The organism is Streptomyces genisteinicus (genome assembly GCF_014489615.1).
In the GTDB taxonomy this organism is placed as follows: domain Bacteria; phylum Actinomycetota; class Actinomycetes; order Streptomycetales; family Streptomycetaceae; genus Streptomyces; species Streptomyces genisteinicus.
The window spans coordinates 5,345,757-5,360,181 of the sequence record NZ_CP060825.1; the positions used below are offsets into that span (position 1 = coordinate 5,345,757).

14 protein-coding genes are annotated in these 14,425 nt (G+C 73.0%); 8 read left to right on the top strand and 6 right to left on the bottom strand.

Annotation, left to right across the window (positions count from 1 at the left end; genetic code table 11):
- Positions 1–16: 16 nt before the first annotated feature.
- From IAG43_RS23320 to IAG43_RS23340, 5 genes are all read right to left on the bottom strand, one after another.
- Positions 17–715 (bottom strand): response regulator transcription factor, encoded by a 699-nt coding sequence (locus tag IAG43_RS23320; protein WP_187742643.1) that lies wholly within the window; start codon positions 713–715, stop codon positions 17–19.
- Positions 712–1,902 carry a sensor histidine kinase gene (locus IAG43_RS23325; RefSeq protein ID WP_246574511.1) on the bottom strand — a complete coding sequence of 397 codons (1,191 nt, stop codon included), beginning with the start codon at positions 1,900–1,902 and terminating at the stop codon, positions 712–714. The genes IAG43_RS23320 and IAG43_RS23325 overlap by 4 nt, the downstream gene beginning before the upstream one ends.
- 80 nt (positions 1,903–1,982) lie before the next feature.
- A complete protein-coding gene (locus IAG43_RS23330; RefSeq protein WP_187742644.1) occupies positions 1,983–2,759 on the bottom strand; it encodes an SAM-dependent methyltransferase in 777 nt (258 codons plus the stop codon).
- Between the two features lie 474 nt (positions 2,760–3,233).
- Positions 3,234–3,944: a glycerophosphodiester phosphodiesterase gene (locus tag IAG43_RS23335; protein ID WP_187744600.1), complete on the bottom strand. Its 711-nt coding sequence runs from the start codon at positions 3,942–3,944 to the stop codon at positions 3,234–3,236.
- A gap of 8 nt (positions 3,945–3,952) precedes the next feature.
- The gene (locus tag IAG43_RS23340; RefSeq protein ID WP_187742645.1) at positions 3,953–4,978 is read right to left on the bottom strand and encodes an adenosine deaminase; all 1,026 of its coding nucleotides are present in this window, start codon (positions 4,976–4,978) and stop codon (positions 3,953–3,955) included.
- 110 nt (positions 4,979–5,088) lie between these two features.
- On the opposite strand from IAG43_RS23340, the gene IAG43_RS23345 reads away from it, so the two are divergent.
- The gene (locus IAG43_RS23345) at positions 5,089–5,805 is read left to right on the top strand and encodes a DUF4190 domain-containing protein (RefSeq protein WP_187742646.1); all 717 of its coding nucleotides are present in this window, start codon (positions 5,089–5,091) and stop codon (positions 5,803–5,805) included.
- A gap of 108 nt (positions 5,806–5,913) precedes the next feature.
- Here the strand turns inward: IAG43_RS23345 and ybiA are convergent, their stop codons facing one another.
- A complete protein-coding gene (gene ybiA / locus IAG43_RS23350; RefSeq protein WP_187742647.1) occupies positions 5,914–6,462 on the bottom strand; it encodes a riboflavin biosynthesis intermediates N-glycosidase in 549 nt (182 codons plus the stop codon).
- A gap of 175 nt (positions 6,463–6,637) precedes the next feature.
- On the opposite strand from ybiA, the gene IAG43_RS23355 reads away from it, so the two are divergent.
- From IAG43_RS23355 to IAG43_RS23385, 7 genes are all read left to right on the top strand, one after another.
- Positions 6,638–8,152, top strand: a complete 1,515-nt coding sequence (locus IAG43_RS23355; RefSeq protein ID WP_187742648.1) for a gamma-aminobutyraldehyde dehydrogenase — start codon at positions 6,638–6,640, stop codon at positions 8,150–8,152.
- 50 nt (positions 8,153–8,202) lie between these two features.
- Positions 8,203–9,450 (top strand): polyamine ABC transporter substrate-binding protein, encoded by a 1,248-nt coding sequence (locus IAG43_RS23360; protein ID WP_187742649.1) that lies wholly within the window; start codon positions 8,203–8,205, stop codon positions 9,448–9,450.
- A 35-nt stretch (positions 9,451–9,485) separates the two neighbouring features.
- Complete coding sequence (locus IAG43_RS23365; RefSeq protein ID WP_187742650.1) at positions 9,486–10,637, top strand: ABC transporter ATP-binding protein; 1,152 nt, start codon at positions 9,486–9,488, stop codon at positions 10,635–10,637.
- The gene (locus IAG43_RS23370) at positions 10,634–11,557 is read left to right on the top strand and encodes an ABC transporter permease (RefSeq protein ID WP_187742651.1); all 924 of its coding nucleotides are present in this window, start codon (positions 10,634–10,636) and stop codon (positions 11,555–11,557) included. The genes IAG43_RS23365 and IAG43_RS23370 overlap by 4 nt, the downstream gene beginning before the upstream one ends.
- The gene (locus tag IAG43_RS23375; protein ID WP_187742652.1) at positions 11,557–12,351 is read left to right on the top strand and encodes an ABC transporter permease; all 795 of its coding nucleotides are present in this window, start codon (positions 11,557–11,559) and stop codon (positions 12,349–12,351) included. Before IAG43_RS23370 ends, IAG43_RS23375 begins: the two co-directional genes overlap by 1 nt.
- A gap of 59 nt (positions 12,352–12,410) precedes the next feature.
- The gene (locus IAG43_RS23380; RefSeq protein ID WP_187742653.1) at positions 12,411–13,823 is read left to right on the top strand and encodes an NAD(P)/FAD-dependent oxidoreductase; all 1,413 of its coding nucleotides are present in this window, start codon (positions 12,411–12,413) and stop codon (positions 13,821–13,823) included.
- Between the two features lie 122 nt (positions 13,824–13,945).
- Positions 13,946–14,419: a hypothetical protein gene (locus IAG43_RS23385; protein WP_187742654.1), complete on the top strand. Its 474-nt coding sequence runs from the start codon at positions 13,946–13,948 to the stop codon at positions 14,417–14,419.
- Positions 14,420–14,425 lie beyond the last annotated feature (6 nt).

Below are 14,425 nucleotides of genomic sequence, written 5' to 3' on the forward strand. Positions count from 1 at the left end.
AGTCGGACGAACCGTCTCACCCGAGCGGGGGAGCCGGCACCGTCACCAGACCGGTCTCGTAGGCGCAGATGACCGCCTGGATGCGGTCCCGCAGGCCGAGCTTGGCCAGCACGTTGCCCACATGGGTCTTCACCGTGTGCTCGCTGACCGTCATCCGCGACGCGATCTCCGCGTTGGAGAGCCCCCGGCCCAGCATCAGCAGCGTCTCCCGCTCCCGCGCCGTGAGGACGTCCAGCCGCGCCGCCCCGGCGGCGGCGCCCGCGCCTGCCGGCACGCCTCCCGGCACGCCCTGCCCCTGCCGGGTGTACTGCTCGACGAGCCGTCGGGCCACCGACGGCGCCAGCAGGGAGTCCCCCCGCGCCACCACCCGCACCGCGTGCACCAGGTCGTCGCGGCGCACGTCCTTCAGCAGGAAGCCGCTCGCCCCGGCGCGCAGCGCCTCGTACACGTACTCGTCGATGTCGAACGTCGTCAGCATCACCACCCGGCAGCCGCCCGCCGCCGTGATCTCGCGGCACGCCCCGATGCCGTCCATGACGGGCATCCGGATGTCCAGCAGGGCCACGTCCGGCGCGTGGCGGCGCACCGCCGCGACCGCCTCCGCCCCGTCACCCGCCTCGGCCACCACCTCGATGCCGGGCTGGGCGTCGAGGATCATCGCGAAGCCGCTGCGGACCAGTTCCTGGTCGTCGGCCACCACCACTCGCAGGGTCAACTCCCCACCTCCGCGCCGGAGCCTACGGCGTCCGTGGGCAGCACCACGCGCACCTCGAAGCCCCGCCCGCCCGGTCCGGGCCCCGCACTCGCGGTGCCCCCGTGGGCGGCGGCACGCTCCCGGATGCCCGCGAGGCCGTGCCCCGCCGCCGTCCGACCGGCCGGAGCCGCGCCGGAGGGACCGGGCGCCGCAGCGGCGACCCCCTCGCCCGCCGGTCCCCGGCCGTCGTCCGTGACGGTGATCTCCACCGAGTGGGCCGTGTTGACGAGCCGGACCGCGACCCGGCTCGCGGACGCGTGCCGGACCACGTTGGTCAGTGCCTCCTGCACCACCCGGTACGCCGTCGCACCCGCCGCCCCGGGCAGCCGGTGGGCGGCGCCCACCACGTCGTACGAGACGTCGAGCCCGCCCGACCGCACCCGCTCCACCAGCAGGGGGAGCTGGTCGACGTCCGGCTGCGGCTGATGCGGAGCGGGATCGTCGGTGCCGTCCCTGAGCACCCCCAGCATCCTGCGGAGCTGTGCCATGGCGTCCCGGCCCGTCTCCGAGATGGCCTCGAACGCCGCCTCCGCGCGCTCGGGGGCCGTGCGCACCGCGACCGGCCCCGCCTCCGCCTGCACCACCATCAGGCTCACGGCGTGCGACAGCACGTCGTGCATCTCGCGTGCGATACGCGCCCGTTCGCGGGCAGCTGCCTGCTCCGCCTCGATCCGGCCGGCCCGCTCCAGCTCGGCGGCCCGGTCCTCGACGGCGGCGACGTACGCCTGGCGGACGTCCGAGAGGCGGCCGGAGGCGTACGCGGCGCCCAGCACGAAGAGCGAGAACGTCAGCTCCCGCAGCGAGCGGGTGTTGAGCCACACCGACACCCCCGTGATGAGCGGCAGCAGCGCGAGCACCACCAGCCGCCGGGGCGGCGGGCACAGGGCGGCGACCGAGTGGACGACGACCAGCCCCGCGTAGGGCAGCGGCTGTCCCGGTCCGTCGCCCGCGACCTGGTAGAGCGCGCTGGTGGCGAGCACCGCCACGAGCACGGTGAACGGGAAGCGCCGGCGCCACACCAGGGGCAGCACCGTCAGTGCGGTGAGTCCGTACGCCGCCCACGTCGCGGGCGGCTGGTCGGCCGGCCGGGGCACCACGAACGGCATGGTCACCGCCGCCTGCACGATCAGTGCCACCCCGATGTCCACGCTCCACGGGTGTGCCGTGCCGAGCGCGCGTGCCCTGGCCCAGAGCCCCCGCACCCGTTCCGTCCCGCCCCGTCCGCCCACTACGGCTTGCGGGCCACGGCGCCGAACTGCGCCACCGCCCGCTCCGTGCCGTCGGCACGCCACCGGGCGCACGAGACGATGCCGGGCTCCAGGATCTCCAGCCCGTCGAGGAAGGAGGCGAACTCCGCGCGTGAGCGGGCGGTGATCGGCGGCTCGGCGTTCTCGTTCCAGAACGCCATCGCCTCGGCGTTGCCCTCGCCGCCCAGTTCGAGCGTCGGGTGGGTCAGCACCAGGTGGCTGCCCGGCGGGACGGCGTCCATCAGGGTGCGCACGATCGTCCGGGCCCGGTCCGTGTCGAGGACGAAGTTGAGGATGCCGAGCATCATCACGGCGACCGGCCGCGACGGGTCGAGGGTCCCCGTCATCGCCGCGACGATCTCCTCGGGGCGGTGGGCGTCGGCGTCCACGTACTCGGTGGCGCCCTCGGGCGATCCGGTCAGCAGCGCGCGGGCGTGGGCCAGGACGACGGGGTCGTTGTCCACGTAGACGACCCGTGCGTCGGGCGCGATGCGCTGCGCGACCTCATGGGTGTTGTCGGCGGTCGGCAGTCCGGTGCCGACGTCGAGGAACTGCCGGATGCCCGCCTCGCCCGCGAGGTAGGTGACGGACCTGCCGAGGAAGGCCCGGTCCGCGCGGGCGACTTCGCCGATGCTGGGGTAGAGCCCGGTGACATGGTCGCCGACGGCCCGGTCCACCGGGTAGTTGTCCTTGCCGCCCAGCCAGTAGTTCCAGACACGGGCGTTGTGCGCCACGTCGGTGCGAAGTCGTGCGGTCACGTGCCGAGTTCCTTCCCCCGCCGGCGGCGGCCCGGCGCGCGACCGGGCACGTCCGCACGGCTGGTGGTGATCGAGTCCACACCGCAGGCGCCCGGTCGGCGAGCCGTGCGCCGGGTTCCACGGTCCGTGCGGAGTCCAGCATGCCCTGTGCGCAGGGCTGTTGGGAGACGGGCGGGAACGGACGGTGAGAGGAGGCCGGGGTCGGCGCCCGTCCGGGCCCGGCCCGGCGCGGCGGACCCGCGGGCAGGTCACGGCAGGGGCGTGCGGTGCAGGGCGGTCGGCAGCCGCCACGGGGCGTGCGCCGCCGCCGCGCCCGCGCCAGCCCGGCCGCGTCGACCTGGCCGTGCAGCCGGTCCGCCGACAGCGCCGTGAAGGCGGCGGCCGCCGCCGCGCCCGGTCCGGGGCGGGCACGAGCGGCGAGGGCCACCGCACCCGTGGGTGCGGTGGCCCTCGTGCGCCGTCTCCGGGCCGGCGTCAGTGCTCCCGGGCCGCCGCCCCGTCCAGCACCCCGCCGAGCACGTCCACCCGGTTCGTCGTGATCGAGTCGACGCCCAGGGCGACCAGCCGCCGCATGGTGCGCCGGGTGTCCGCCGTCCAGGCGGAGAGCAGCAGGCCCTGGGCGCGGGTCCGCTCGACGGTGTCCCGGGAGACCAGTCCGAAGCGGCAGTTGAGCCACTTCGGGCGCAGCGCGTCCAGCAGCACCGGGCGGGGCGGGGCCAGGGTCGTCCACGTCAGCGCGATCTCGGCCGACGGGTCGGCCTCGCGGACGGCCAGCATGGTGGAGGCGCCCGCGCAGTAGTACACCCGCTCGCCCGCGCCGCACTCGCGGACGGTGTCCACCACCCGGCGCACCGAACGGGGACTCGCGCCCGGCAGGTCGAGCATCACGCGGTGCGCGCCCGCCTCCGCCAGCGCCTCCCGCAGGGTGGGCACCCCGCCGCCGGTCAGCTCCCGCACCTCGGCGGCGGTGAGCCGGGCCACCTGCCGCTCGTGCTCCCACAGGCGCTTCAGGGAGTCGTCGTGCAGCAGCACCGGGACGCCGTCCCGGGTGAGGCGGACGTCGATCTCGACGCTGTCGGCGCCGCGTTCGTACGCCGACCGCACCGAGGGGAGGGTGTTCTCCCGGAACCGGTAGGGGTCGCCGCGGTGGCCGACGACGGTCACCCGGCGCGCCGCCTGCTCCACGCCCCCGTTCACCGGGCGAGCCAGGCGTCCGTGTAGGCGTCGATCTCGCCGGAGATCCGGGCCTTGCCCGCAGGGTCGAGGAAGGACGCCTCCACGGCGTTCTTCGCGAGGCCGGCGACGCCCCGCTCGTCGAGCTCCAGCAGCCGGGCCGCGACCGCGTACTCGGAGTTGAGGTCGGTGCCGAACATCGGCGGGTCGTCGCTGTTGACGGTGACCAGCACCCCGGCCGCGACCATCTCCCGGATCGGGTGGGCGTCCAGGTCGGTCACCGCGCGGGTGGCGATGTTGGACGTCGGGCAGACCTCCAGCGCGATGCGGTGCTCCGCGAGATGCGCGAGCAGCGCCGGGTCGCGGACGGAGCTGGTGCCGTGGCCGATGCGCTCGGCCCGCAGCTCCCGCAGGGCGTCCCAGACGGTCTGCGGTCCGGTGGTCTCACCGGCGTGCGGCACCGAGTGGAGCCCGGCGGCGATCGCCCGGTCGAAGTAGGGCTTGAACTGCGGGCGTGCCACGCCGATCTCCGGGCCGCCGAGGCCGAACGACACCAGGCCCTCCGGCCGGAGGTCCACCGCGAGCCGGGTGGTCTCCTCGGCCGCTTCGAGGCCCGCCTCGCCGGGGATGTCGAAGCACCAGCGCAGCACCACGCCGAGCTCGCGCTCGGCGGCGAGCCGGGCGTCCTCGATGGCGGCCATGAAGGCCTTCTCCTCGATGCCGCGCCGGGTGGAGCTGAAGGGCGTGACGGTGAGCTCCGCGTACCGGATGTTCTGCCGCGCCATGTCGCGGGCGACCTCGAAGGTCAGCAGCCGGACGTCCTCGGGGGTGCGGATCAGGTCCACGACCGAGAGGTAGACGTCGATGAAGTGCGCGAAGTCCGTGAACGTGAAGTAGTCGGCGAGGGCCTCGGGGTCGGTCGGGACCCGGGAGTCGGGGTGGCGTGCTGCCAGTTCGGACACGATCCGCGGGGACGCCGAGCCGACGTGGTGCACGTGCAGTTCGGCCTTGGGCAGTCCCGCGATGAAGGGATGCAGATCGGTCATCGGGTTCCTCCGTGTGCGATGGGCCGCTCCTGTGAGGAGATCATCGCAGGCGCCGGGAGGGGCGGGGGACCGAGGCCGTAGCATGGCCGGACAACCGTTGGGGGAGAACCATGTCTGACAACCAGGAGCCCGCGGGCGCGCCGCAGCCGAACGACCCCTGGGCGCCGCCGGCCGCGAGCTCGCAGGACCGCGTGCCGCTGGACAAGCCGTGGAGCGCGCCCCAGCAGCCGCCGAGCGTGCACGACCAGCCCACGATGATCGACATGCCAGGGGCCCCCGGTGAGCCGGGCCAGGTCCCGCCGCCGCCGACGGCCCCCGGCGGCCCGGCCGCCGGGCAGCCCGGCGCCCCCGGTTACGGCTACCCGGCCGCGGGCGGCTACGGCTACCCGGCCGCGACCCCGCCGCCCGGCGCCGGGACCTCGGGCGGCTTCGGCGCCCCGGCGGACCCCTACGGCGCGGCGTACCCCGGCTACGCGGCCCCGTATCCCGGGCAGCCCCAGGGCTGGGGACAGCAGCCGGCCAACGGCCTGGGCATCGCGGGCATGGTGCTCGGCATCATCGCGACCGCGCTGTTCTGCCTGTGGCCGCTGGCCATCGTGCTGGGCATCCTGGCGGTCATCTTCGGCGCCGTCGGCCGCGGCAGGGTCCGCCGGGGCGAGGCCGACAACCCGGGCCAGGCCGTGACCGGCATCGTCTGCGGTGTGGTCGGCCTGGTGCTGGGCCTGGTGCTCCTGGTGGCCGTGGTCGTCGACGCGTCCAACGACGACTACGCCCCCTGGAACTCCCAGGGCCCCTCGCACACCGTCGTCGTCGACGTCGTCCGCTGAGCCGGGGCCGGGTCGGCCGGCCCGGCCCCCGCCGTGCCGTGACCAGGAGCCCGGCCCCCGGCCGGCCCGCCGGTGCGTGCCCGGGGCGCTGTGCGCTCCGGAGTGCGTTCAGCCGCGCGCCCTGAGCTCCTCGCGCGCCTCCATCAGCGCGAATCCCAGCAGGTTGAGACCCCGCCACCGGGCCGGGGCCTGGGCGCGCTCGTCGTCGGCGGCCAGCCCGATGCCCCAGATCCGGTCGACGGGGCTGGCCTCGACGAGCACCCGGTCGCCGGTGGCCAGCAGGAACGCGGCCAGCTCCGGGTCCTGGCCGAACTTGTGCACACTGCCCTCGCGGACGATGCCGAAGCGCTCGCGCTTCCAGGTGGTCTCGTCGAAGCCGCGCACGGTGCGTCCGGCCTTCTTCGCCTCCGCCGGCGTGCGGGCGCCGAGCGCGCGGGCCTCGGCCCCGGCGTCGCCGAAGAGGCGTGCCTTGGCCGCCATCATCCAGTGCTCCGCGGTCGCGTACCGCGTGCCGCCGACCTCGAAGGGCGACGGCCACCACTGACTGAGGCACCCCGGTCCCATCAGACCGTCACGGCGTGGCGTGTGCCCCCAGAAGTGCAGGTACTTGATTCTCTGCCCTGCGGCGGCCCGTTCGACGAGCTCATCCATCCCCATGCACGCGAGTCTGGCAGCCGCCACTGACAGTGCGTACCGGTATTCGGCCCGAGACCCGACACATGGTCGACCGAATCCGTCGCGTAATCAAAAGGCAACAACGGAATCCCTTGTTGCGTAGGTCACCCTCTGTCAGGATCGGCACTCAATTCGAGCTGGAGCAACGGAGAGCGTCATGGACATCCCCGATCGGCTGAAGGACCGTTTCGCCGCCGGCACGCAGTACATCGGCGGACGGCTGCGGGCGGGCACCTCGGGACGCACCCAGGACATCGTGAACCCGGCCACGGGCGAGACGCTGCTCGGCTACGAGCTCGCCGGGACCGCCGACGTCGACGCGGCCGTGTCCGCCGCCCGCGCCGCCCTGCCCGGCTGGGCCGGGGCGACCCCGGGCGAGCGGTCGGACGCGCTGCACCGCTTCGCCGGTGTGCTCGCGGAGCGCGCCGGGGAGCTGGCGCGCACCGAGACCCTCCAGTGCGGCAAACCGATCAAGCTCACCACCGAGTTCGACGTCCCCGGCACCGTGGACAACACCGCGTTCTTCGCCGGCGCCGCGCGTCACCTCCAGGGGCAGTCGGCCGGCGAGTACAGCGCCGACCACACCTCGTACACCCGGCGCGAGCCCATCGGGGCCGTCGGTTCGATCGCCCCCTGGAACTACCCGCTCCAGATGGCGGCCTGGAAGATCCTCCCGGCGATCGCCGCGGGCAACACCGTCGTCCTCAAGCCCGCCGAGATCACCCCGCTCACCTCGCTCCTCTTCGCCGAGGCGGCAGGCGACGCCGGCCTGCCCGCCGGCGTGGTGAACATCGTCAGCGGCGCGGGCCGCGACGTCGGCGAGCACCTGGTCGGCCACCCGGACGTCGCGATGACCTCGTTCACCGGCTCCACCGAGGTCGGCAAGCGCGTGGCGCGGATCGCGACGGCCACCGTGAAGCGCCTCCACCTGGAACTCGGCGGCAAGGCCCCGTTCGTCGTCTTCGACGACGCGGACGTCGAGGCCGCCGCCCACGGCGCCGTCGCCGGCTCACTCATCAACTCCGGCCAGGACTGCACCGCGGCCACCCGCGCCTACGTCCAGCGGCCGGTCTACGAGGCGTTCACCGCTGCGGTCGCCGACCTGATGGCCGGTGTCCGGCTCGGCGACCCGCTCGACCCCGCCACCGATCTCGGCCCGCTCGTCTCCTTCGCGCAGCGCGACCGGGTCGCCGGCTTCGTCGACCGCGCCCGCGGCTACGCGAGGGTCGTCACCGGCGGCGAGGCGCCCGGGGGAGCTCTGGAGCGCGGCGCCTACTACCGGCCGACCCTGGTCACCGGCGCCGCGCAGGACAGCGAGATCGTGCGGGACGAGATCTTCGGCCCGGTGCTGGTGGTGCTGCCCTTCGACACCGACGACGAGGGCATCGCCCTCGCCAACGACACGCCCTACGGCCTCGCCGCCTCCGCCTGGAGCCGCGACGTCTACCGGACCGGCCGGGCCACCCGCGAGATCCAGGCCGGCTGCGTCTGGATCAACGACCACATCCCGATCATCAGCGAGATGCCCCACGGCGGCTACAAGCAGTCGGGCTTCGGCAAGGACATGTCGTCGTACTCCTTCGAGGAGTACACGCAGGTCAAGCATGTGATGTACGACAACACGGCGGTCGTCCGCAAGGACTGGCACCGCACCGTCTTCGGGGACCGATAGCCCTCAGGCCGCCCGACCCGCGGCCGAAACCACCCGAAAGGGCAGAGCGCATGGAGAGTTACGAGTCCGAACGCCTCTCGGCGGCCCAGACCGCCGCGATGCGGCGCAGCATGGCGACGGGCAGGGGCGCGCTCTCCCGCCGCTCGCTGCTGCGCGCCTCGGGCGCCGGAGTGTTCGCCGCCGGCGGTGCCGGGCTGCTGGGCGCCTGCGGCATCCCGCCCGCCAAGCGCGAGAACGGGGCGGCGGCCTCGGACGACCACTCGGACACGGAGAAGCGCCTCACCTTCTCCAACTGGACCGAGTACATGGACACCAGCGAGGACGGGAAGACCCGGCCCACCCTCGCCGCGTTCACCAAGCGCACCGGCATCGCGGTCAAGTACACCGAGGACATCAACGACAACGTCGAGTTCTTCGGGAAGATCCAGCCCCAGCTCGCGGCCGGCCAGGACACCGGCCGCGACCTGATCAACGTCACCGACTGGCTGGCCGCCCGGATGATCCGCCTCGGCTGGGTGCAGAAGCTCGACGCCTCGCTGCTGCCGCACGCCTACGCCAACCTGTCCCAGCAGTTCCGCAGCCCCGACTGGGACCCGGGCCGTGCCTACAGCTACCCGTGGACCGGTATCCCGGCCGTCATCGCGTACAACGTCAAGGCCACCGGCGGCCGCAAGGTCGACTCCATGACCCAGCTGCTGGACGACCCCACCCTCAAGGGCCGGGTCAGCCTGCTCACCGAGATGCGCGACACCGTCGGCCTCACCCTCCTCGACATGGGCAAATCCCCCGAGAAGGTCACCGACGCCGACTACGACGCCGCGATCGGACGGCTCCAGAAGGCCGTCGACAAGAAGCAGATCCGCCGCTTCACCGGCAACGACTACACCTCCGACCTCGACAAGGGCGACATCGCCGCCTGCGTCGCCTGGGCCGGCGACCTGATCCAGCTCCAGGCCGGCAACCCGGACATCCGCTTCTCGGTCCCGGCGGCCGGCTACATGACCGCCACCGACAACCTGCTCGTCCCGGCTCAGGCACGGCACCGGAAGAACGCCACCCGGCTCATCGACTACTACTACGAACTCCCGGTCGCGGCCCAGCTCGCCGCCTACATCAACTACGTGACACCGGTGGCCGGCGTCGCCCCCGAGCTCGCGAAGATCGACCCGGAGCTCGCGAAGAACCCGCTGATCATCCCGGACGAGGCCATGGCGGCCAAGTCCCACTCCTTCCGCTCGCTCAGCAGCGAGGAGGAGACGGCGTATGAGGAGAAGTTCGCCAAGCTCATCGGCGCCTGACCGCCACCGACCCCACACCACCTGGGACGCGACCCATGACTGACAACACAGCGGGCGGGGACGTCCGCCTCGCCGGGATCAGCAAGACCTACGGCTCCTTCACCGCGGTCCACCACCTGGACCTCACCGTCCCCCAGGGCTCGTTCTTCGCCCTGCTCGGCGCCTCCGGCTGCGGCAAGACCACCACCCTGCGCATGATCGCCGGCCTGGAGGACCCCAGCACCGGCACCGTCTCGCTCGGCGAACGGGACGTCACCCATCTGCCGCCCCACAAACGGCCGGTCAACACCGTCTTCCAGAGCTACGCCCTCTTCCCGCACCTGAGCATCCACGAGAACGTCGCCTTCGGCCTGCGCCGCCGCGGCGTCTCCTCGGTGAAGAAGCAGGTCGGGGAGATGCTCGACCTGGTCCAGCTCGGCGACTTCGCCCAGCGCAGGCCGCACCAGCTCTCCGGCGGCCAGCAGCAGCGCGTCGCCGTCGCCCGCGCCCTCATCAACCACCCGCAGGTGCTCCTCCTCGACGAGCCCCTCGGCGCCCTCGACCTCAAGCTGCGCCGCCAGATGCAGCTGGAGCTCAAGCGCATCCAGACCGAGGTCGGCATCACCTTCGTCCACGTCACCCACGACCAGGAGGAGGCCATGACCATGGCCGACACGGTCGCGGTCATGAACGGCGGCCGGGTCGAGCAGCTCGGCGCCCCGGCGGAGCTCTACGAGAACCCGCGGACCACCTTCGTCGCCAACTTCCTCGGCACCTCCAACCTGATCGAGGCCGAGGTCGCGTCGGCGGCCGGCGACGAGGTCGTCGCCACCGCGGGCGGCACCGCGCTGCGGCTGCCGCGCCGCCGCTGTCCCGACGGCACGCGCACCGGCGGCCGCCTGCTGGTGGGCGTGAGGCCGGAGAAGATCTCGCTCCTCCCCGCCGGTGAGGCCGGCACCGTCGCACCCGGGCGCAACACCGTGACCGGCCGCGTGACGGACTCCTCGTTCATCGGCGTCTCCACCCAGTACGTCGTCGAGAGCCCGGCCGGGAAGGCCGTCGAGGTGTACGCCCAGAACACCGGGCAGCGCACCGGCCTCGGGCCCGGCGCCGAGGTGATCCTGCACTGGGACCCCGAGCACACCTTCGGGCTGGACGCGGCCCAGGACATCGCGGCCGGTACGGAGTCGGCGGAGGAGACGCCGTGACCGTCACCGAGGCCCCGCCGGCGCCGCCCGCGGAGCCCGTGGTCCACCGCACCCCGGTGCGCCGCCGGCTCGTCCCCTACTGGCTGCTGCTCCCCGGCATCCTGTGGCTGCTCGTCTTCTTCGCGCTGCCGCTCGTCTACCAGGCGTCGACCTCCGTGCAGACCGGCTCGCTGGAGAAGGGCTTCGAGGTCACCTGGCACGTCGCCACCTACTGGGACGCGCTGACCGAGTACTGGCCCCAGTTCCTGCGCTCGCTGCTCTACGCGGGCACCGCGACGGTGCTCTGCCTGCTGCTCGGCTACCCGCTCGCCTACCTCATCGCCTTCCGGGCGGGCCGCTGGCGCAACATTCTGCTGGTGCTGGTCATCGCACCGTTCTTCACCAGCTTCCTGATCCGCACCCTCGCCTGGAAGACGATCCTCGCGGACGGCGGCCCGGTGGTGGAGTTCCTCAACGCGGTCCACTTCCTCGACGTCACCAGCTGGCTCGGGATGACCGAGGGCGAGCGGGTGCTCGCGACGCCGCTGGCCGTCGTCACCGGCCTGACCTACAACTTCCTCCCGTTCATGATCCTGCCCCTGTACACCTCCCTGGAGCGGATCGACCCCCGCCTCCACGAGGCGGCGGGCGACCTGTACGCCCGGCCCGCGACCGTCTTCCGCAAGGTGACACTGCCGCTGTCCATGCCGGGCGTCGTCTCCGGCACGCTGCTCACGTTCATTCCCGCGAGCGGCGACTACGTCAACGCCGAACTGCTGGGCTCCACGGACACCCGCATGATCGGAAACGTCATCCAGTCGCAGTTCCTGCGGGTCCTCGACTACCCGACGGCCGCCGCGCTGTCGTTCATCCTGATGGCGGCCGTGCTGGTCACGGTCACCGTCTACATCCGCCGGGCCGGAACGGAGGACCTGGTCTGATGTCGTGGCTCAGGCGCAACCTCGTGGTCGTCGCGGGCCTGCTCACGCTCGCGTACCTGATCGTCCCGAACATCGTCGTGACGGTGTTCTCCTTCAACAAGCCGTCCGGCAAGTTCAACTACTCCTGGCAGCAGTTCTCCACCGACGCCTGGACGGACCCGTGCGGGGTCGCCGACATGTGCGCCTCGCTCGGCCTGTCGCTCCAGATCGCCCTCTGGGCGACGATCGGCGCCACCGTCCTCGGCGGCATGATCGCCTTCGCCCTGGTGCGCTACCGCTTCCGGGCGCGCTCCACCGTCAACTCGCTGATCTTCCTGCCGATGGCGATGCCCGAGGTCGTCATGGCCGCCTCGCTGCTGACCCTCTTCCTCAACCTCGGCGTCGAACTCGGCTTCTGGACCATCCTCATCGCGCACACGATGTTCTGCCTCAGCTTCGTCGTCGTCGCCGTCAAGGCCCGCGTGATGTCCATGGACCCCCGCCTGGAGGAGGCGGCGCGCGACCTGTACGCGGGTCCCGTGCAGACCTTCCTGCGGGTGACGCTGCCGATCGCCGCGCCCGGCATCGCGGCCGGCGCGATGCTCGCCTTCGCGCTCTCCTTCGACGACTTCATCATCACCAACTTCAACTCCGGCTCCACGGTCACCTTCCCGATGTTCGTCTGGGGCTCGGCGCAGCGGGGCACCCCGGTGCAGATCAACGTGATCGGCACGGCGATGTTCGTGATCGCCGTCCTGATCGTGATCGCCGGGCAGGTCGTCGCGAGCCGCCGGAAGAAGACCGCAGGACACTAGAGAGCACGGCACCGCACCGTGCCGGACCTCCGGGCCGGCACACCGAAGGAGTGGAAACCATGGCCCCAGCAGCCATGACCTTCGCCGCGTCCCTCGCGGACGCACAGCCCGTCCCCTTCTGGCTGGAGGACCCCGGCCGGCCCGGCGCCCTGCCGGCGCTCACCTCCACCGAGCGATGCGACCTCCTCGTGGTGGGCGGCGGCTACAGCGGTCTGTGGACCGCGCTGCTCGCCAAGGAGCGCGACCCGGCGACGGACGTCGTGCTGATCGAGGGCCGTGAGGCGGGCTGGGCCGCCTCCGGCCGCAACGGCGGCTTCTGTGCCGCCTCCCTCACCCACGGCCTCGGCAACGGGCTGGCCCGCTGGCCCGGCGAACTGGCCGCGCTGGAGGAGCTCGGCGCGCGCAACCTCGACGCCATCGAGGACGCCGTCGCCCGCTACGGCATCGACTGCGACTTCGAGCGCACCGGCGAGATCGACGTGGCCACCGAGCCCCACCACCTCGCCGAGCTGAGGGAACTGCACGACGACGCCGCCGCCCTCGGCATCGGCGGGACGGAACTGCTCGACCGGGACCAGATGCGCGCCGAGGTGGACTCGCCGACCTTCCTCGGCGGCCTGTGGGACCGCGACGGCGTGGCCATGCTGCATCCCGCCAAGCTCGCCTGGGGCCTCAAGCGGGCCTGCCTGGACCTCGGCGTCCGCATCTACGAGAACACCCGCGGCCTCGGACTGGCCCGTTCGGGACCGGGCCTGGCCGTCCGCACGCCCTACGGGCGGATCCTCGCGCACCGGGTCGCGCTGGGCACCAACGTCTTCCCGTCCCTGGTGCGGCGGGTGCGCCCGTACACCGTGCCGGTCTACGACTACGCGCTGATGACCGAACCGCTCGACGCGGGCCGGCTGGCGTCCGTCGGCTGGCGGCGGCGCCAGGGCCTGGGCGACAGCGCCAACCAGTTCCACTACTTCCGCATCACCGCCGACAACCGCATTCTGTGGGGCGGCTACGACGCCGTGTACCCGTACGGGGGCCGGCTCAGCGCGGAGATGGACCACCGGCCGGAGACCTACCTCAAGCTGGCCGGCCACTTCTTCCACTGCTTCCCGCAGCTCGAAGGGGTGCGGTTCTCGCATGCGTGGGGCGGGGCGATCGACACCTGCTCGCGGTTCTCGGCGTTCTTCGGCACCGCCCACGGCGGCCGGGTCGCGTACGCCGCCGGGTACACCGGGCTCGGCGTCGGCGCCTCCCGGTTCGGCGCCGACGTGATGCTCGACCTGCTCGGCGGGCGGCCGACGGAGCGCACCCGGCTGGAGATGGTGCGCAGCAAGCCGCTGCCGTTCCCTCCGGAGCCGGTCGCCTGGGCGGGTATCGGGCTCACCAAGTGGTCCCTGGCGCGGGCGGACGCCAACGGGGGACGGCGGAATCTGTGGCTGAAGGCCATGGACCGGTTCGGGCTCGGTTTCGACAGCTGACCGGGGCGGCGGACCGGCGTGATCCGGTTCACTCCGGAAAGCGGTCCGAAGTCGCGTAATGCCCGGGGAGCGGCGCGCTCTCAGTGGGTGGAACACCCTCCCCCCACGGAATGGAGAGCGCGATGAACGGCTCGGGCACCGGCAGTGCGGCGCAGTGGCTCGCGGGTGCGGCGCCGGACCCGCAGGCCTGCCTGCGGGAATGGCGGACCAGCACGCACCGGATCACCCTGCTGCCCGCCGGACGGCGCTGGGACGTCCTGATCCTGCCGGGCGGGCTGGGACATCCCACCCTCGACGTGCTGAACCGCCTGGTCGGCCGGCCCGGGCCGGTGCTCGCCGATTTCGGCGAGGCGCGGCTGGGCTTCTTCGTCCCGCCGGGGACCGCCGACCGCTGGATGGGCAGCGGCATCCGCACGGCCGGCCGCGGCACCTGGATCGTCGTGCCGTACCCCGGTCGCAGCGTCGGCAAGGTGCGGTGGCTGGTCGTACCGGACGGCTCCGGCACGCTCAACGACCCCGCGCTGCTGGAACTCGCGATGCACGAGGCGGCCGCGGTGGTGGCCCGTGCGGAGCGCGGCGCGGACGGAGGGCGGTGAGGCGGC

Coding starts and splice junctions, on each gene's coding strand:
- IAG43_RS23340 (WP_187742645.1), bottom strand. CDS start 4,978: ATGACCGATCTGCATCCCTTCATCGCGGGACTGCCCAAGGCCGAACTG.
- IAG43_RS23345 (WP_187742646.1), top strand. CDS start 5,089: ATGTCTGACAACCAGGAGCCCGCGGGCGCGCCGCAGCCGAACGACCCC.
- ybiA (WP_187742647.1), bottom strand. CDS start 6,462: ATGGGGATGGATGAGCTCGTCGAACGGGCCGCCGCAGGGCAGAGAATC.
- IAG43_RS23355 (WP_187742648.1), top strand. CDS start 6,638: ATGGACATCCCCGATCGGCTGAAGGACCGTTTCGCCGCCGGCACGCAG.
- IAG43_RS23360 (WP_187742649.1), top strand. CDS start 8,203: ATGGAGAGTTACGAGTCCGAACGCCTCTCGGCGGCCCAGACCGCCGCG.
- IAG43_RS23365 (WP_187742650.1), top strand. CDS start 9,486: ATGACTGACAACACAGCGGGCGGGGACGTCCGCCTCGCCGGGATCAGC.
- IAG43_RS23375 (WP_187742652.1), top strand. CDS start 11,557: ATGTCGTGGCTCAGGCGCAACCTCGTGGTCGTCGCGGGCCTGCTCACG.
- IAG43_RS23380 (WP_187742653.1), top strand. CDS start 12,411: ATGGCCCCAGCAGCCATGACCTTCGCCGCGTCCCTCGCGGACGCACAG.
- IAG43_RS23385 (WP_187742654.1), top strand. CDS start 13,946: ATGAACGGCTCGGGCACCGGCAGTGCGGCGCAGTGGCTCGCGGGTGCG.